Here is a 17,807-nt window from a genome sequence, read left to right on the forward strand (position 1 = left end):
GGGTGAGCAGCGGAAAGTCGGCACACGGCAGCGCCCGTTGGGGGCGGTGAGAACGGGGCAGTCGCCGGGGCACGCGTCGGATCAGCGACTTTCACCGGCTACGTCGGGCAGCCGCAAGTCACTGTCATTTCCCGCAAGGAACTTGCGGTCGCGGCGGGGTGGGAGTGCCGCTAGTCGGCGGCAACCTGTGCGGTGGAGCCGCGGACGACGAGTTCCGGTTCGAAGAGCAGCTCGCCGTGGGGGACTTCGGTGCCTTGGATCTGGGCGCAGAGGAGGTCGACGGCGGCGCGTCCCATGGCTTCGATGGGTTGGCGGACGGTGGTGAGGGGTGGTTCGGTGCAGGTCATGAAGGCGGAGTCGTCGTAGCCGACGACGGAGACGTCGTGGGGTACGCGGTGGCCGTGGCGGCGGGCGGCGCGGACGGCGCCGAGGGCGAGGGGGTCGCTGGCGCAGATGATGCCGGTGACGCCGCGCTGCAGGAGGCGGGTGGCGGCCGCCTGACCGCCTTCCAGGGAGAACATGGCCCGCTCGACGAACTCCTCGGGCAGTTCCGCACCGGCGGCCCGGGCCGCCTCGCGGGCCGCGGCCAGTTTGCGGCGCGAGGGGATGTGGTCGGAGGGGCCCAGCACCAGGCCGATGCGCTCGTGGCCGAGGGACACCAGGTGCCGCCAGGACTGCTCGACGGCGACGGCGTCGTCGCAGGCGATGCACGGGAAGTCGAGGTTCTCGATCGACGCGTTGATCAGCACCACGGGGATGTTGCGCTCGGCGAGCAGCCGGTAGTGGTCGTGCGGGGCGTCCGCCTGAGCGAACAGACCGCCCGCGAACACCACCCCGGAGACCTGCTGCTGCAGCAGCAGCTCGACGTAGTCGGCCTCCGAGACGCCGCCCTTGGTCTGCGTGCACAGCACCGGGGTCAGCCCCTGCTGGGCGAGCGCACCGCCGATGACCTCGGCGAACGCTGGGAAGATCGGGTTCTGCAGCTCGGGCAGGACCAGTCCGACCAGGCGGGCGCGCTCGCCCCGCAGCTGGGTCGGCCGCTCGTAGCCCAGGACGTCCAGGGCGCTCAGCACGGACTGCCGGGTCGACTCCGAGACCCCCGGCTTGCCGTTGAGTACCCGGCTGACCGTGGCCTCGCTGACCCCAACCTTCTTCGCCACCTGAGCAAGTCGTCGCGTCACGCCCGAAAGGCTAACGCAAACACCGCAAGCGGTTTGCTTCAGTCCCAGACGACCCGGGCGACGACCGGAAGGTGATCGCTGCCGGTGGCGGGCAGGGTCCGGACGGCGCCGACGCTCCCGGCGCGGGCCATCACCTGGTCGATCCGGGCCAGCGGGAAACCGGCGGGGAAGCTGAGGGCGAGCCCCCGCTCGGGCACGTTCAGCGCGTCGGTCAGGGGACGCAGCGCCCGGTCGTCGACCGTGCCGTTCAGGTCGCCCAGCAGGACCACCCTGCGCAGCTCCTCCGCGGCGAGGGCGTCCCCCAGCAGACCGGCGCTCTCGTCCCGCCGGGACGACGCGAGCCCGCTCGCCCGCACCCGGACCGACGGCAGGTGCGCGACGTGGACGGCGACCTCACCGCGCGGCGTGTGCGCCACGGTCCGCAGCCCGCGCTCCCACGCCTCCTCGATGCCCCGCGGCTTGATGTCGAGGGGGCGGGAACCGGAGAGCGGGTACTTCGACCAGAGCCCGACGGTGCCCCGGACCGCGTGGTAGGGGTAGTCGGGGGCCAGGGTCTTCGCGTACACCTCCAGGGCCGGCGGCACCAGCTCCTCCAGCGCGACGAGATCGGGCTCGGCGCGGACCAGGGCACGCGCCGTGCCCGCGGGGTCGGTGTTCTCGTCGCTGACGTTGTGCTGCACCACGACCAGGTCGTCGGGGCCGGGCTCCGGCGCGGGCAGCAGCAGTCCGCCGAAGAGGTGCGTCCAGGCGGCCACCGGCAGGAGCAGGGCGAGCAGCGCGAGCGCCGAGCGGCGCACCAGCGCCAGGACGAGCAGCACCACGACGACCACGCCGAGCCACGGCAGGAAGGTCTCCAGCAGACTCCCCAGCCCGCCGACGCCGTTGGGTACGGATCCGTGGAACGAGAGCAGCAGCGCGGTGACCACCGCCACCCCGGCAAGCACCCGTCCCCGCCCCCGCGTCCAGGCGACCCAGTCGGTCATCGTGCCCCGTCTCCTCGTCCTCGATGGAAAATTGCGGAAATCTCTTGCAGCGGCACGGAGTTGCCCGTGGAAAGCGGTGTCGTGAAGGAATGCGAAGGGACGTGTCCAGAGGGTTGACCGTAGTTGAACCCCGCACTTACGGTCACGACCGCAACCTCTTGCAGTCTTCTTGCTGCAACGTATTGCAAGCGTGTGCCGACTCCCCGGACACCCCCGGCACCGCGCTTGTGGGACACCCGCATCCTCACACGGGAGGCTCCATGCACGGGAACACCAGCACGGCGAGAAGAGTCACCGCCACGGCGCTCGCCCTCACCGCCGGGGTGGCGGGCAGCCTCCTCGCCACCGCGGCACCGGCCCAGGCGGCCCCGCCCGGGGACAAGGACGTCACCGCGGTGATGTTCGAGTGGAGGTTCAGCTCCGTCGCCCGGGCGTGCACCGACACCCTCGGTCCGGCCGGCTACGGCTTCGTCCAGGTCTCGCCGCCCCAGGAGCACATCCAGGGCGGACAGTGGTGGACCTCGTACCAGCCGGTGAGCTACCGGATCGCGGGCCGGCTCGGTGACCGCGCCCAGTTCAAGAGCATGGTCGACACCTGCCACGCGGCCGGTGTGAAGGTCGTCGCCGACTCGGTCGTCAACCACATGTCGGCCGGCGACGGCACCGGCACCGGCGGCTCGTCGTACACCAAGTACAACTACCCCGGCACGTACTCGTCGTACGACTTCGACAACTGCACCTCGCAGATCAACAACTACGGCGACCGCTTCAACGTCCAGGAGTGCGAACTGGTCGGCCTCGCCGACCTGGACACCGGCGAGGACTACGTACGGGGGAGGATCGCCGGTTACCTGAACGACCTGCTGTCCCTCGGCGTCGACGGCTTCCGCATCGACGCGGCCAAGCACATGGCCGCCGGCGACCTCGCCGACATCAAGTCCCGGCTGAGCAACCCGAACGTGTACTGGAAGCACGAGGCGATATACGGCGCCGGGGAGGCCGTCTCCCCGACCGAGTACCTCGGCAGCGGCGACGTCCAGGAGTTCCGCTACGGCCGGGACCTCAAGCGCGTCTTCCAGAACGAGAACCTCGCCTACCTGAAGAACTTCGGCGAGTCCTGGGGCTACATGTCCTCGGACAAGTCCGCTGTCTTCGTCACCAACCACGACACCGAACGCAACGGGGAGACGCTCACCTACAAGGACGGCGCCACCTACACGCTGGCGCACGTGTTCATGCTGGCGTGGCCGTACGGCAGCCCCGACGTCCACTCCGGCTACGAGTTCACCGACCACGACGCGGGACCGCCCAACGGCGGTCAGGTGAACGCCTGTTACAGCGACGGCTGGAAGTGCCAGCACGCCTGGCGCGAGATCTCCTCCATGGTCGGGTTCCGCAACGCCGCCCGCGGCCAGGCCGTGACCGACTGGTGGGACAACGGCGGCGACCGGATCGCCTTCGGCCGCGGCTCCAAGGCGTACGTCGCCATCAACCACGAGGGCTCCTCGCTGACCCGTACGTTCCAGACGTCGCTGCCCGCCGGTGCCTACTGCGATGTCCAGTCGGGCAGAGGCGTCACGGTCGACGGGGCAGGCCGGTTCACCGCGACCCTGGGCGCCGGCACGGCCGTGGCCCTGCACGCGGGCGCCCGCACCTGTGACGGCGGCAGCGCACCCGGTGCCAGTGCCCTCGCACTCGAACCGGCCGGAGCGGCGCCAACCGCACCGCGACGGTGAACACCGCGAAGACCGTACTGAACGACACCCGGCGCAACTGAGTACCGCTCGATGAACAGTTGCGTGTGAGCAAGCTGACACGTGCGGGGAGACCGTGGTGGGCCGTTCGGGGGAAGGTAGTGTGTTCAAGGCTCGAACGGCCCACCGCGTGACCCGCGGTGGCGACCGCGGCGGCAGCCGTCCGTCTGAGCCGCCCGCACGCGACCTCTGAAAGTGGAGCTCATGAACGTGTCGACCGGCGGCAGACGGTTACTGACCCGGGGCGCCACCACAGCCCTCGTCTGCGCGATCCTCCTGTCGCCCGCCCCCGGACACGCGGCGCCGGGCGAACCCGACCCGCGCGACGGCACGTCGATCGAGGACATCCGCGCCGAACTGGACGGCCTCTACCGCGAGGCGGAGGTGGCCACCGAGGCGTACAACGCCGCCAACGAGAAGGCGGCCAAACAGGAGAAGCGGCTGACGACCCTCCGCAAGGACCTGACCCGTGCCGAGAAGCGGGTCAAGGACCTGCGCGACCTCGCCGGTGCGGCCGCCCGCACCCAGTACCGCGGGGGCGACCTCGCCGCCACCGGCATCCAGTTGCTGCTCGGCGACCACCCGGACCAGGCCCTCGACGAGGCGTCCCAGGCCCGCCAGGCCATGCGCGGCCTGGTCAACGTCTCCGAGACCCAGAAGACCGCCCGCGAGGAGCTGAGCGACCAGACCGAGGCCGCCACGAAGCAACTGCGCGAGCTGAAGAGCAGCCGTGCGGACAAGGCCGCGGCGAAGCAGAAGATCGAGAAGAAGATCGCCACGGCCGAGCGGATCGAGGCGGGCCTCGAAGAGGAGCAGACCCGCAGGCTGGCCGCGCTGGAACGGGAGCGGGCCCGGCAGGCCGAGGCCCGCTGGACCGGCCCCGGCGGCACCCCCGTGGGCTCGGGGAAGGGCAAGGGCAAGGGCAAGGGCTCGGCGCCGGGCGGCGGGACGCAGGCGAGCGGAGCGGCCGGGAAGGCCGTCGGCTTCGCGATGGCGCAGATCGGCAAACCGTACGTGTGGGGCGCCGTGGGCCCGTCGTCGTACGACTGCTCCGGACTCACCTCCGCGGCCTGGGCGGCGGCCGGGCACCCCATTCCCCGTACCTCGCAGGCGCAGTGGGGTGGGCTGACCCGCGTCAGCCTGTCCTCGGCCCGTCCCGGAGACCTGATCATCTACTACAACGACGCCACCCACGTGGGCATGTACATCGGCGGCGGACAGATGGTCCACGCACCGCGGCCCGGCCGCAGCATCACGACCGCGCCGGCCGCCTCCATGCCCGTCCTCGGCGTCGTACGCCCCGGAGCCTGAGCGGATGAACCACTCGCTGACCCCCCGCGACAAGGGGAACCTGCCCGTCCTCGGCGCCCCGCCGCTGATCCGCCTCGACGCCTACGTGGCCGAGGACGGGTCGACGGTGGTCAACGGCCACCTGCTGGACATGGGCGGCACCCGGCCGCCCAACGAGGCCATCCTCGACGCCGTCGCCATGTTCGCCCGCACCCTCGGGGCACCGGTCGCGGCCACCGTCATCGACCGCACCGCGCAGCAGGTGGCGCGGCTGCGGGTGCACCCCGACGGCTCCAGCCGGACCATCGGCGAGGAGGAGGACCTGCCGCCCGGGCGCGAGCGCACCGCCGCCGAGGAGGAGGCGTTCCCGCCGCTCGCCCGCGTCGAGCGGATCATCCAGCACGCGCAGCGCGAGGAACTGCACGCCGCGTTCGTCCTCGCCAGCGCGCTGCGGGAGCACCTCACGCTGCGCCGGGGCGCCGAGGACGAACTGTCCCTGGAGGCGCGGGCGATCGAGGCGTACCTCGCGTATCTGCGCGGCGACTACATGCTCTCCACCGTCCTCGCGCTGACCGTCGCCCGCATCCGCTGCCGCACCGACCTGAACCGGGCCGCCCCCGACGTGGCCCGCGCCACCGCGGCCTGGCAGCGGCTGTGGGACGAGGGCCAGGTGGCCACCCGCGGGCAGGAACTGCTGCGCATGTGGGAGCGGCTGTCCGCGGCGGGCCTGCTGCAGGAACCGTCCCACCACGCCATGGCACAGGCCGTGCGCGGCCGGCTCGCCCAAGGCGGCCGTTCCGTACCGCAGCGGCCGGCGCCCGCGGCGGCGGCCCTGACCGCGGCCCCCGGCTCGGCCGCGGAGCCCGTCGCCCCCGAGGACAAGCCCCTCAAACCCACCCGGCGCGGTCTGCGGCGCTTCACCCGACGGGCCGGCCGGTCCCCGGGACCGTCCTCCTGAGGGGCCGGAGCGGCCCCCTTCAAGTGGCCGTTCGGGTAGGCCAGGATGCAGCCATGACAGAGGGATCTGTTTCCAGGCTTCCGCGCGAGAACATCGAACTGCCGGACGGTTCCGTCCTGCGACGGCGCTCCCTGGTCTCCGACGAAGCGTTCATCGACGCGGTCGCCGCCGATGTCGAGCACCTGGGTGAGTGGCTTCGCTGGGCCCAGCATCCGCCCACCCGGGAGGAGACCGCGGGCTTCCGCGCCGAGCAGGACGCGGACTGGGACGCCGACCGGGCGTTCGTCTACGTGCTGACCCCGCCGGACCGTTCCGACAAAGTGCTCGGCGGGGGCGCGATGTTCCCGAACGGCGAGGACGGCGTCCTGGAGATCGGCTACTGGGTCTGTTCCCCGGCCGCGGGCCGCGGACTGGCCACCCGGGCAGCGGCGGCGCTGACCGAGGAGGGCCTCCGGCTCCCCGGCGTCAAGGCCATGGAGATCCACTGCGACCAGGCCAACGTCCGAAGCGCCGGGATCCCGCCCCGGATCGGGTACCGGCTGCTGCGCGTCGAACCGGACGAGCCGCAGACCGCGGCGGAGGCCGGACGGAGCATGGTCTGGCGCCACGACGGCGCCGGACCACGTCCCTTGCGTCAGGCGCCCTGACTGTTGCTGTCGCCGGTGGTCTCCTTCGTGTCCAGCGGACGGATCTCGATCTTCTGCGCCGTGCCGCGTCCTTCCGTTGCAGCCGGTGTGACGGTGAGCGGAGGTGCGTGCTGCGTGTCGCGAAGTGCCCGGGGCGAGGTGCGTGATGCTGGATGTACTGGATGCACTGGATGTGTCCATGCCAGAATTTGGCAGGGTGCCGCACTTGTCAACGACTCGACCTCACGGCCGGGCTGAAGGGACGTGCTGTGAACGAAGCGGATCGCACCGGCTCACCGGACGCGGCCGAGGGCGGCCGACGGGCGAGGACGTCACCGGTGTCCCGCCGCGGGTTCCTGGCCGCCGCCGGCGCCGCGGTGACGGCGACGTCGTTGGCCGGGCCGGGTGCCGTCGCGGCCGACCACCGCGCCGACGGCACGGACACCCTGCGGCTGAGCGCGGGCACCACGTTCGCGGCACGGGTCTCGCCCGACGGCCGGTGGATCGCCCTCGACCTGCTGGGGGTCCTGTGGGTGATGCCGGCGTCCGGCGGGCAGGCGCGGCGGCTGACCAGCGACCTGTTCGACATCGCCCAGCCCGACTGGTCCCCGGACAGCGGCCGGCTGGTCTTCCAGTCCTACCGTGACGGGGTCTTCAACCTCTGGACCGTACGGCCCGATGGCAGCGGACTGCGGCGGTTGACGGAGGGCCCCTTCGACCACCGGGAGCCCCGCTGGTCGCCGGACGGGCGCACGATCGTCTTCTCCGGCGACGCGTCGGGCAGTTACGCGATCCAGACCTACGACGTCGGCAGCGGACGGGTCGGCGTACTCGCCGACGGTCCCGGTGAGGAGTACGAGCCGTCCTGGTCGCCGGACGGCGAACGGGTCGCCTTCGTGGTGGACAACACCCGGATCGACGTCGTGGACCGCACCACCGGCCGGCGCGGCACGCACGTCACGGTGCCCGCGGGCCAGGTGATCCACCAGCCGGAATGGACCCCGGACGGCACCGGCCTGGTCCACCACCTCACCCACGACGGGCGCTGCCGCCTGATGACCGGTGACACGCCCCTGGTGGACGACCAGGAGACCTTCCCGTTCCGGGTGTCCTGGCTCGACGGCGAACGCTTCGTCTACACCGCGGACGGCCGGATCCACGTACGGTCGCTGCACGGCTCGGCCACCCGGACCATCGGCTTCTCCGCCGCGGTCACCACCCGCAGGCCGAGGTACACCCGGCGCCGGTCCGACTTCGAGAGCACCGCTCCGCGGCCCGTGCGGGGAATCGGGAGCCCGGTGCTGTCCCCCGACGGAGAGCACATCGCCTTCCGCGCGCTCAACGACATCTACGTCATGCGGATCGGCCACGCGCCTCGGCCGTTGACCCGCGACCACTGGTGGAAGTGCGATCCCGCCTGGTCGCCCGACGGGAAGCGGCTGGCGTACTCGACGGACCGCGGCGGGACGCTCGACCTCTGGATCAGGGACCTCGGCACCGGCCGGGACCGGCAGTTGACCGACCTCGGCACCAGGGCGGCGGTGTCGGCCGCGTGGTCGCCCAGCGGCAAGGAGATCGCCTTCCTGGACCAGGACGGCGCGCTGTGGACCGCGGACGTGGCGAGCGGCGACGTGCGCCGGGTCTTCACCGCGACGTTCGAGCCCGGCAGACCCACCTGGTCGCCCGACGGCGAGACCATCGCCCTGGCGGCCGTGAAACCGTTCTCGGCCAGGTTCCGGGAGGGGCTGAGCCAGATCCTGCTCGTCGACCGGACCACCGGGCGGGGCAGATACGTCGAGGCCGTGGCGGGCCGCTCGATCCAGACCCGGGGGGACGACGGACCGGTCTGGTCCCCCGACGGCAGGCGCATGGCGTTCGCGGTCGCCAGCGTCCTGTACACCGTGGACGTCGCGACGGACGGAACACCGGTCGGCGAACCCCGGCAGATCACCCGCGAAGTGACCGACGCGCCGTCCTGGAGCGGCGACTCGAAGCACCTCCTGTACCTCAACAACGGCAGGCTCCGCCTCGTACCGGCGGACGGTGGCCGTCCGCGCACGGTCGCCGTGCCGCTCACCTGGACCGCCGTCCGGCCGCCGGCGCGCACCGTGGTGCACGCGGGCCGGATGTGGGACGGCCTGCGCCGGGAGGTCCGGCGCGACGTCGACATCGTCGTCGAAGGGCACCGGATCAGGGCCGTGGAGCCGCACGCCGAGGGCCGGGCGGGCAGGCTCATCGACGCGCGCGACCGGCTGGTGATGCCCGGACTCATCGACATGCACCACCACCGGGAGATGCAGGGCTACGCCTACGGCGACCGGCAGGGACGGCTCTGGCTCTCCCTGGGCGTGACCACGACGAGGTCGCCGGGGAGCCCCGCCTACCACATGGCCGAGGAGCGCGAGGCCACCCGGTCCGGCGCCCGGATCGCGCCCAGGTACTTCGCGACGGGCGAGGCGGTCGACGGGCCGCGCATCTACTACAACTTCATGCGCCCCACGTTCACCGACGCCCAGCTGAAGCTGGAACTGGAGCGCGCCGAAGGCCTGGAGTACGACCTCATGAAGTGCTACGTCCGGCTGCCGGTCGTGTGGCACAAGCGCGTCGTCGCCTTCGCGCACCGCGTCGGAATCCCCGCCACCTCGCACTACCACTACCCGGCCATGGCGTTCGGCGGGGACGGCATGGAGCACACGGGCGCGACGAACCGGTTCGGCTACTCGCGCACCGTGACACCGCTCGGGACGGGCTGTTCCGACGTCACCGACCTGTTCGTGGCGTCGGACATGGCCCGCACACCGACCCTCTTCGGCTCGACCACCCTGTACCGGGAGGACAGGTCCCTTGTCGAGGACCGCCGGGTGCGGACCCTCAATCCGCCGTGGCGGACGGCCGCCCTGAGGGAGAGCGCCGACGCGGCGAGCCGGACCGACCAGACCGCGCGGCGTGCGAACCTCCGGGCGCAGGTCCGCCAGGCCCTCGACATCTACCGCCGAGGAGGCCGGATCGTCGCGGGCACGGACGCCCCGATCGACCACGCGGCGGTGAGCCTGCACATGAACCTGCGGGCCATGGTCACCTACGGATTCACCCCCTACGAGGCGCTGACGACCGCGACGAGCCTGGCGGGCGACACCCTGCACGAGGACCTCGGCCGGATCGCACCCGGCATGTACGCCGACCTCGCCGTCGTCGACGGAGACCCCCTCACCGACATCAAGGACGCCGCGAACGTCGGGCAGGTGCTGGTGTCCGGCATCGCCCACACCGTCGACTCCCTGCTGCGGCCCTTCACCGAACCCCCGGCGACCGGGACCCGGAAGACGGAGGGGAGCAGCACCGTGCTGCCCCCCGTCCCCGACCACCCGGCCAACGACACGTTCTGGTGGCACGGGCACCAGTACGTCGAAGAGGCACGGCAGGCCTGCTGCAACGGGTGAACCCCGCCTCACCGGCGGCTCGTCGCTTCGAGCCGCCGGACCGGGGACCGGCCTTCGCGGACGGACCGTGGTCCCGGACGTAGACGGTGACGCGTGCCCCGTGGACACGCGTCGTTCCGTGCTCGCGGAAGTGGCGCCGCAGGGTGTTGGTCTTCGCTGCCTCCCGCGGGTCGGTCGGCGAGTGCGCCCCCGCCGCGCGGACCGCCACGATCCGGTCGAACTCCAGCATGCGTGCGGCGATCCGGCGGGCGGGAAGCTCGACCCCTGCCAGTGTGTTCGACGAGACGGGGTCCCGTGCCAGGGCCAGATCCGTCAGAAGACGGGTGTCCTCGGGGTCGGCCGCGGTCAGGACCCGGTGCCGGCCGGAGAGATAGAGCAGACCGTCGCCGGGACGGCTCTCCTCGCGTACGGCGGCGCCGATGGCGGTGGCGTCGTCGCTCCGGCTCTGCGGCGTCCGCAGCGACAGGCTAGACGGGACGAGCCCGGCCAGTACGGCGACCGCCGCGATCCACACCCAGCGGGAGGACCACCGCGACCGGTGGAGGCAATCCATCAAGGCGCCCAGGAGCAGGGCGAATCCGATATTGCCGAACACCACGTACCGGTCGACGAAAAGGGGCTTGACCAAAGAGGCGATCAGCAGCAGGAGGCCGGGAAGCACGAGGATCGGCACGGCCACCACGGAGAGCCGTACGGGCCCCCTGCCTCCCAGGGGCGCTCGGGCACACACCACGCCCACGACCGCCACCACCAGGAAATAGCCGAGCCGCACCGGTCCGCCGATCCAGGACACCTGCTCCGACTGCCCCGCACTGCGGATCGCCAGGGGCATCAGCCCGGCCACCACGCACGCGGCAGCCACGCCCCACGCCCTCAGCACCGGTCGCGGCACGCGGGAGACGACCAGGGTGACGCCGTGGGCGACCAGGGCGAGGACCGCGAACTCGTGGAGCAGACAGGCCAGCAGCATGGTGGCGGCGTAGACCGCCCACCGCCACCGGGCGCGATGCGGGACGCCGACCACGAGCGCATAGGTGGCCCAGGCGACCAGGGCACAGACCATGGCGTACGAGCGGCCCTCCTGCGCGTACTTCTGCACCTGGGGCAGGACCGCGAACACCAGCCCGGCCAGCAGCCCGGCGCGGGGACCCACCAGGCGCAGTGCCAGAAGCCCGACCCCGCTCGCCGCCACGGACATCGCCAGCACGGACGGCAGCCGCAACGTCAGCAGCCCTGCGCCGAAGAGACCGAAGACCTCGTGCATCACGGCGTAGTACAGGGCGTGGACCAGATCGACGTGCTGGGCGGTGTGCCATATCCGCGAAAGATCGCGCTGCGCGAGCTGGTATGTGACGGCCTCGTCCCCCCACAGCGTGTTCTGCCTGCGGATCCCCCAGAGACCCAGAGCGATGGTCAGCAGCGACGGCGCGACGACGACAACGGCCTTGGCCGGGCCGGGTGATGACCGGTGGACGGGTACGGGAGGGGAAACCGTCCGGGACGAGGCGGGGGCGCGTTCATCAAGGGACATCGACGACAGGGCCTTTCAGCGAGGGCGACGAAACCCCGCCAGCGTGCCCGGACCTCGTTGACCGGCCGCTGATCCAACCTGACCGGGCGATCAGGAAGGCGGGCCGGCCGTGTGCGAGGCTGCACCACATGCGCATCCTGGTGGTCGAAGACGAGGTGGACCTCGCCCACACCCTGCACACCGGTCTGACCGCCGAGGGCTACAGCGTCGACCTCGCCCATGACGGCCGGCAGGGACTGTGGCTGGCCCGGACCGGCGAATACGCCCTCGTCGTACTGGACTTGATGCTGCCCGGACTCAACGGCTACAAGGTCTGCGCCCAACTGCGCCGGGAGGGCAACGCGACCCCCATCCTGATCCTCACCGCCAAGGACGGGGACTGGGACCAGGCGGAGGCACTGGACACGGGCGCCGACGACTACCTGGTCAAACCCTTCTCCTACACGGTGCTCGTCGCACGGCTGCGGGCCCTGGTCAGACGGGCCGCCACGGTCGCCCCGCCCGTCCTCGCCGTGGGAGACCTCTCACTGGATGTCGCGGGCCGCGTCTGCCGCCGGGCCGGGAGGCGGGTGGAGCTGACCCCCAGGGAGTTCGCCGTGCTGGAACTGCTGGCCCGCCGGGCGGGCCAGGCGGTCTCCAAATCGGACCTGCTCTATCACGCCTGGCCCGACGAGGCCTTGGATCCCAACCTCGTGGAGGCGCGCGTCAGCGCTCTGCGCAAGAAGGTGGACGCCGCGTTCCACCGGCAGTCCCTGCAGACCGTACGGGGCATCGGCTACCGGCTGGTGGACGACCGTGACCGCGACTGAGCCGCGGCGCCGCTGGTGGCCGCGTTCGGTACGAGCCCGAGCGGCCCTCGCCGCCGCCGCGGCCGCCGCCGTCGTCCTGGCCGCCGTCGGCTGGTGGGTGCACCGCGACGTCGGCCGCGAGGCCACGAGGATCGCCGAGAACCAGGCACAGGAACAGCTCTGGACACTCGTCGACCAGCTGAACGAGGGCGTGGTCCCGGTGCGCAGGAACACCGTGCCGTACGAGGTCGTCGCGAGCGGCCGGCGCTCCGCCGTCGCCTACGGCGGAGGCATGGACGCCTACGACCCCGGCACCCGCCACGTACTCCCCGCCCCGACGAAGGCCGATGACCCCGCGCTCCTGACGATCCGCCCCCTGCGCATACCGGAGCGCCGCGACGGCAACGCCGGGCACGGAGTCGGCCCGACCGGCGGGACCTACCCGGTCATGTCCGCCGACATCAGCGCCCGCGACCTGAGCGCCGACGAAGCCGCCGCCCTGGGCGTCGCCGCCGACTCCGAGCTGCGGGTCTACGTGGTGGTGCTCCCGCGCACGGCCGAGGCGATCACCGAGGCCACCGTCCGCCCGCTGCTGCCGGCCGGACTCGTCAGCCTCGTACTGACCGCAGCCGTCGCCTACTTCGCCGTCCGAAGAGCGCTGCGGCCGGTCGAGGCCATCCGCCGCCTCACCGCCTCGGTCACGCCGAGCGACCCCCGCGAACGCGTGACCGTCCCCGCCACGGGGCACGAGATCACCTCGCTGGCCACCACCATCAACACCACCCTCCAACGCCTCGACAACGCCGCAGCCCAGCAACGCCGCTTCGTCGCGGACGCCGCCCACGAACTGCGCAGCCCCCTCACCACCCTGCTGGCCAGCCTGGAAGTCGCGCTGGCCTACCCGGAACGCACCGACTGGCCCGCCGCGGCCACCACCGCCGCACGACAGACCCGCCGCCTGCACGCCCTCGCCGAGGACCTGCTGCTCCTCGCGCGCCTCGACACCCGCGCCCCCACCACCGCCCCCGAGACCGTCGACCTGACCGCCCTCGCCCCCCGACTGGCCGACCAACACCCCCTCGCCGACCGGCCATTGACCCTCACCTGCGACAGCGCGGCCCCCGCACACGCCCGCGGAAACCCCGACGACTACGAGCGGCTGCTGCGCAACCTCGTCGACAACGCCGCCCGCCACGCCGCACACCGCATTCAGATCACCCTGCGGAACCAGGACGCCTGGATCGTCCTCACGGTGCACGACGACGGACCGGGCGTGCCCCCCGAGGACGCCGAGCGCATCTTCGAACGCTTCGTCCGACTCGACGACGCCCGCTCCCGCGACCACGGCGGCACCGGCCTCGGCCTCGCCATCGCCCGCGACCTGGCCCACCGCCACGGGGGCACCCTCACCCTCACTCCCCGAACCCTCGGAGCGTGCTTCGAGCTACGCCTTCCCCGGGCCCCGCGCCCGGCCGAGGAATGACGCTCGACGGTCTTCGCACGGCGGTCGCGCGGGCCCGCGACCGGCCCTCGTCCGCAACCACCGGACCAGCACGAACGCGGCTGCCGGAGCGAGCATGAGGAGCGCTCCGCGCGCCCCGCCGAGACCCCTCCCGTCGACGGAGCGGCGAGTGGAACCTTCCCGGGGGAGCAGCGGTCCGTCGCCCTCCTTGAGCACCTCGTGAACGATGCGCCGCCACACGCGCTCGGGCGGAGCCACGGGCAGGTCCGACACCCGCGCGCCGCGCGAAGCGCTCACCACACGGGTCAGACGAGCCAGCTCCCCGCGGCAGCGCGGGCACGACGCGACGTGCCGCAGAGCGCCGACGTCGGCGTCACCGCTCGCGTGACCGAGCGCCAGTTCCACCAGATGCGACGGGTCCACATGGCCCACTGCGCCCTCCTGCGTCTCGGGCTCGGTCGTCTGTGTGCGGCCCGGTCAGACGCCCGTGTCGAGCGTGTCGCCCCGGTCGACGGCCGTGCGCAACCGATGCAGGCCACGTCGGGCGTGACTCTTGACCGTGCCCAGGGGGACGCCGGTGCGCTCCGCGATCTGGACCTGCGTCAGATCCTCGTAGAAGGCCATGCACAGCACCTCACGCTGAGCCTGCGGCAACCGGGCCAGGGCCTCGACGAGCAGCACACGGTCGAGCACCTCGTCCGGTGCCTGCTGGACGAGCCGGGCGGGCACGGCGTCCCGCGCGGCCGACTCGACCAGGGACAGGCGACGTGTCCGGGCCGCCAGCGCGTCCACGATCTTGCGGCGCGTGATCCCGACGAGCCAGGCGCCGAGCGCGCCCCGCTCGGGCCGGAAGCCGTGCCGACCGCGCCAGGCGCCGACGAAGACCTGCTGGGTCACGTCCTCGGCCTCGTGGGTGTCACCCAGGGACCGGGTCGCCATGGTGTGCACGAGTGAGCCCCAGCGCCGGTAGATGGCCGCGAACGCCTCCTCGTCGGCGCCGACGAGGCCACGAGCCAGTTCCTCCTCGTACCGCGTCTCCTCCACGGGCGGGACCATGGTGGTGACCGGGCGTGTGTACGTGCTCATGGCCGTTCCTCCTGCCGTGCGCCTGGGTCCAGTGTTGGAAGCCCGAACGACGCGGACAACTTGCGTCGTTTGTGCGTCGTACAGTGCGGGGGTGAGCGCAGACACGGAACACGGCGAGGGCCGGGCAGGCCTGGGCGGTCCGCCCGGCGGTGGGCTGACCACCGGCGAGGTGGCGCGGCGGCTGGGGGTGGCGCCCACCACGGTCCGCACGTGGGACCGCCGGTACGGACTCGGGCCGGACGCCCACACGGACGGCCGGCACCGGCGCTGGACGGCTGCGGACGTGGCGAGACTGGAGCGGATGTGCGCGCTGACGGCGACCGGGCTGCCACCGGCCGAGGCGGCCCGGCTGGCCCGCAGCGGCAAACCCCCGGCGGCGACCGACTCCCGCGGCGCTGCCGGGCCGCCGCCCGCGCCGACCCCGCGCCGAAGCCGCGCGGGGAGCGGCCTGCGACTCGGCGACGTACGTCAGGAGTGCAGGGGGATCGCCAGGGCCGCCCTGCGGCTCGACGCCGCCGTCCTGGACGAACTGCTGCTCACCGCGATTGCCGACCACGGACTGGTCGCCGCCTGGACCGAGGTGATCGTGCCGACGCTCCAGGCCGTCGGCCGCAAGTGGGAGACGTCGGGCGAGAGATACGTCGAGGTCGAGCACTTCCTGTCCTGGCACGTGTCCGGGGCGCTGCGGCGTGCCGCGCCCCGCACCGTCGCGGCCCGTCCCGGCGCCACCACGGTGCTCGCCTGTGTGCCGGAGGAGAACCACACTCTTCCGTTGGAGGCCCTGGCCGCGGCACTGACGGAACGAGGTGTCCCGGTGCGGATGTTCGGCGGCGCGCTGCCCGTCGAGTCGCTCGTCGCGGCGGTGCGCAGGACCGGACCGGCCGCGGTGGCACTGTGGGCGCAGTCCCGCACCACCGCCAGCCGGCCGCTGGCCCAGCACGTGGCCGCGATGGAGTGGGGGGTGCGCGGCGCCCGTCGCAGGCCCGTCCTCCTGACCCTGGGCCCCGGCTGGGCGGGACGGACGGTGCCCGGCCTGGCGCGTCCGTCGGGGCTCGCCGAGGCGGTCGCGGCGCTGGAGCCGCCGATGGCGCCATGAGCCGACGCCCCCCGTGAGCCGCTGTCCCGGTGAGCCGCTCATCCCGTGACGTGTTGTCTCCGTGACGTGTTGTCTCCGACGGAGCTTGGTCGTGGCGCCCCGGCATCGGCCGCGGGACGTGGTCCGCTGAACCGGTGGCCGCGGGAGGCGGAGAGGCCGAGCGGACGGCCTTCGGCCCCGGGCGCCACCGACACGGCGATGACCGAGGAGACGTATGAGCGACGAACATCACCGGGCACCGGACACGGTCGTCGTCGGTGCGGGCCTGGCCGGTCTGGCGTGCGCCCTGGACCTGTGCCGCGCCGGACGGCGGGTGGCCCTGCTGGAGGCCTCCGACGGCGTGGGCGGCAGGATGCGTACGGACCGGCGGGACGGCTTCCTCCTGGACCGCGGATTCCAGGTGTTCAACACCTCGTACCCGCAGGTGAAGCGGCGCCTTGAGCTGAAGAGCCTGCGGCTGCGGCCGTTCACCGCCGGCGTGATCGCGCACACCGCGGCCGGGCCGGTCCGCCTCGCCGATCCGACCAGGGAGCCCCGGGCGGCAGGGACACTGCTGCCGGGACGGGTCCTGTCCGCCCGTGATCTGACCGCGCTGGCCGCTCTCACCGCACGGGACGCCCTGCTGCCCGCTTCCGCCGCCAGGCGGCGCCCCGACGGCTCCACCTCCGAGGCCCTCACCCGGGCCGGGGTCTCGGACGCCGTGATCGCCGACATCCTGCGGCCGTTCCTGTCCGGCGTCTTCCTGGAGGACCGGCTGGAGACCTCCGCCCGGTTCTTCCACCTGGTCTGGCGGAGCATGGTCCGAGGATCGCTGTGCCTGCCGGCGGAGGGGATCGGCGCCGTACCCGCCCAGCTCGCCGCCGGCCTGCCCGACGGCGTCCTGCGCCTCGGTACGCCCGTCGCGGAGATCACCGACGCCGGGGTGCTGCTCGGGGACGGGACCGAGGTGCCGTCCCCGAGCGTCGTGGTGGCGACGGACCCGGCGACCGCCGCCCGCCTGCTGCCGGACCTGACCGTGCCGGACACCCGCACCGTCACCACCTACTACCACGCCACCGACAGACGGCCGATGACCGAACCGACCCTGATGGTGGACAGCACCGGAGCGATCCTCAACACCTGCGTCCTCAGCGAGGTCGCCCCCACCTACGCGCCGCCCGGCACCGCACTGGTCTCCACCTCCGTACTCGGCACGGACCCGCCCGGCGGGGAACGGGCGCTGCTCGGGCGCCTGGCCGAGCTGTACGGCACCGACGCGAGCGACTGGCGGCAGGTCGCCGCCCACACGGTCGAGGGCGCGCTGCCGGCGATGCGCCCGCCCTGGCCGCTCAGCCGCACCACACGCCTCGGCCCCGGCCGGTACGTCTGCGGGGACCACCGGGCGACCGGCTCCGTACAGGGCGCCCTGGCCTCCGGTACCCGCGCCGCGCGGGAGGTCGTGGCCGACCTGGGGCCGGACAGGTGAGGCCGGGGGGTGAACGCCACCCGGCCGCATCCGGGGACGGCCTCGGTCACGAACACACGACGAGTGGATGAGAGCACGGACTCAGGGGAGAGGTGGCGAAGTGACGGGTGGACATGACCCGGTGGGCGATGCCACCGAAGCGGTGAG

Annotated in this window: 11 protein-coding genes and 2 pseudogenes; 9 read left to right on the top strand and 4 right to left on the bottom strand. The window is 72.7% G+C overall.

Annotated features, from left to right (window positions below):
- Positions 1-170: 170 nt before the first annotated feature.
- Both ACGH52_RS33920 and ACGH52_RS33925 read right to left on the bottom strand, forming a co-directional pair.
- Positions 171-1,181, bottom strand: a complete 1,011-nt coding sequence (locus tag ACGH52_RS33920; RefSeq protein WP_076977514.1) for a LacI family DNA-binding transcriptional regulator — start codon at positions 1,179-1,181, stop codon at positions 171-173.
- Between the two features lie 38 nt (positions 1,182-1,219).
- On the bottom strand, positions 1,220-2,164 hold the full coding sequence (locus tag ACGH52_RS33925) for an endonuclease/exonuclease/phosphatase family protein (RefSeq protein WP_399944971.1): 945 nt from the start codon (positions 2,162-2,164) through the stop codon (positions 1,220-1,222).
- 260 nt (positions 2,165-2,424) lie between these two features.
- On the opposite strand from ACGH52_RS33925, the pseudogene ACGH52_RS33930 reads away from it, so the two are divergent.
- The 5 genes and pseudogenes from ACGH52_RS33930 to ACGH52_RS33950 all read left to right on the top strand — a co-directional run.
- Positions 2,425-3,840, top strand: a pseudogene (locus ACGH52_RS33930) (alpha-amylase family protein); the annotation flags it as partial.
- 282 nt (positions 3,841-4,122) lie between these two features.
- Complete coding sequence (locus tag ACGH52_RS33935; RefSeq protein WP_121704498.1) at positions 4,123-5,229, top strand: C40 family peptidase; 1,107 nt, start codon at positions 4,123-4,125, stop codon at positions 5,227-5,229.
- Positions 5,230-5,233: 4 nt separating this feature from the next.
- Positions 5,234-6,166, top strand: a complete 933-nt coding sequence (locus ACGH52_RS33940) for a hypothetical protein (protein ID WP_210974849.1) — start codon at positions 5,234-5,236, stop codon at positions 6,164-6,166.
- A gap of 53 nt (positions 6,167-6,219) precedes the next feature.
- The gene (locus tag ACGH52_RS33945) at positions 6,220-6,813 is read left to right on the top strand and encodes a GNAT family N-acetyltransferase (RefSeq protein ID WP_399944974.1); all 594 of its coding nucleotides are present in this window, start codon (positions 6,220-6,222) and stop codon (positions 6,811-6,813) included.
- Positions 6,814-9,578: 2,765 nt separating this feature from the next.
- A pseudogene (locus ACGH52_RS33950) lies at positions 9,579-10,037 on the top strand (amidohydrolase family protein); the annotation flags it as partial.
- A gap of 46 nt (positions 10,038-10,083) precedes the next feature.
- Here the strand turns inward: ACGH52_RS33950 and ACGH52_RS33955 are convergent.
- Positions 10,084-11,763: a glycosyltransferase family 39 protein gene (locus ACGH52_RS33955; RefSeq protein WP_399944977.1), complete on the bottom strand. Its 1,680-nt coding sequence runs from the start codon at positions 11,761-11,763 to the stop codon at positions 10,084-10,086.
- A 128-nt stretch (positions 11,764-11,891) separates the two neighbouring features.
- Here ACGH52_RS33955 and ACGH52_RS33960 point away from each other — a divergent pair, with 128 nt between their 5' ends.
- Both ACGH52_RS33960 and ACGH52_RS33965 read left to right on the top strand, forming a co-directional pair.
- Positions 11,892-12,572: a response regulator transcription factor gene (locus ACGH52_RS33960; RefSeq protein WP_121704495.1), complete on the top strand. Its 681-nt coding sequence runs from the start codon at positions 11,892-11,894 to the stop codon at positions 12,570-12,572.
- Positions 12,559-14,034 carry a sensor histidine kinase gene (locus ACGH52_RS33965; protein ID WP_399944980.1) on the top strand — a complete coding sequence of 492 codons (1,476 nt, stop codon included), beginning with the start codon at positions 12,559-12,561 and terminating at the stop codon, positions 14,032-14,034. Before ACGH52_RS33960 ends, ACGH52_RS33965 begins: the two co-directional genes overlap by 14 nt.
- Before the next feature lie 456 nt (positions 14,035-14,490).
- Here the strand turns inward: ACGH52_RS33965 and ACGH52_RS33970 are convergent, their stop codons facing one another.
- On the bottom strand, positions 14,491-15,099 hold the full coding sequence (locus ACGH52_RS33970; RefSeq protein ID WP_121704492.1) for a sigma-70 family RNA polymerase sigma factor: 609 nt from the start codon (positions 15,097-15,099) through the stop codon (positions 14,491-14,493).
- Between the two features lie 91 nt (positions 15,100-15,190).
- On the opposite strand from ACGH52_RS33970, the gene ACGH52_RS33975 reads away from it, so the two are divergent.
- The gene (locus ACGH52_RS33975) at positions 15,191-16,195 is read left to right on the top strand and encodes a MerR family transcriptional regulator (protein WP_399944983.1); all 1,005 of its coding nucleotides are present in this window, start codon (positions 15,191-15,193) and stop codon (positions 16,193-16,195) included.
- Between the two features lie 214 nt (positions 16,196-16,409).
- The gene (locus ACGH52_RS33980; protein ID WP_121704490.1) at positions 16,410-17,660 is read left to right on the top strand and encodes an NAD(P)/FAD-dependent oxidoreductase; all 1,251 of its coding nucleotides are present in this window, start codon (positions 16,410-16,412) and stop codon (positions 17,658-17,660) included.
- The last annotated feature ends 147 nt before the right edge of the window (positions 17,661-17,807 follow it).

The sequence above is a fragment of the Streptomyces sp. BBFR25 genome (genome assembly GCF_044590125.1).
In the GTDB taxonomy this organism is placed as follows: domain Bacteria; phylum Actinomycetota; class Actinomycetes; order Streptomycetales; family Streptomycetaceae; genus Streptomyces; species Streptomyces canus_D.

What these genes read in the sequence shown, in the direction of transcription:
- ACGH52_RS33925 (WP_399944971.1), bottom strand. Translation starts at nt 2,164, where the DNA reads ATGACCGACTGGGTCGCCTGGACGCGGGGGCGGGGACGGGTGCTTGCC.
- ACGH52_RS33935 (WP_121704498.1), top strand. Translation starts at nt 4,123, where the DNA reads ATGAACGTGTCGACCGGCGGCAGACGGTTACTGACCCGGGGCGCCACC.
- ACGH52_RS33940 (WP_210974849.1), top strand. Translation starts at nt 5,234, where the DNA reads ATGAACCACTCGCTGACCCCCCGCGACAAGGGGAACCTGCCCGTCCTC.
- ACGH52_RS33945 (WP_399944974.1), top strand. Translation starts at nt 6,220, where the DNA reads ATGACAGAGGGATCTGTTTCCAGGCTTCCGCGCGAGAACATCGAACTG.
- ACGH52_RS33955 (WP_399944977.1), bottom strand. Translation starts at nt 11,763, where the DNA reads ATGTCCCTTGATGAACGCGCCCCCGCCTCGTCCCGGACGGTTTCCCCT.
- ACGH52_RS33960 (WP_121704495.1), top strand. Translation starts at nt 11,892, where the DNA reads ATGCGCATCCTGGTGGTCGAAGACGAGGTGGACCTCGCCCACACCCTG.
- ACGH52_RS33970 (WP_121704492.1), bottom strand. Translation starts at nt 15,099, where the DNA reads ATGAGCACGTACACACGCCCGGTCACCACCATGGTCCCGCCCGTGGAG.
- ACGH52_RS33980 (WP_121704490.1), top strand. Translation starts at nt 16,410, where the DNA reads ATGAGCGACGAACATCACCGGGCACCGGACACGGTCGTCGTCGGTGCG.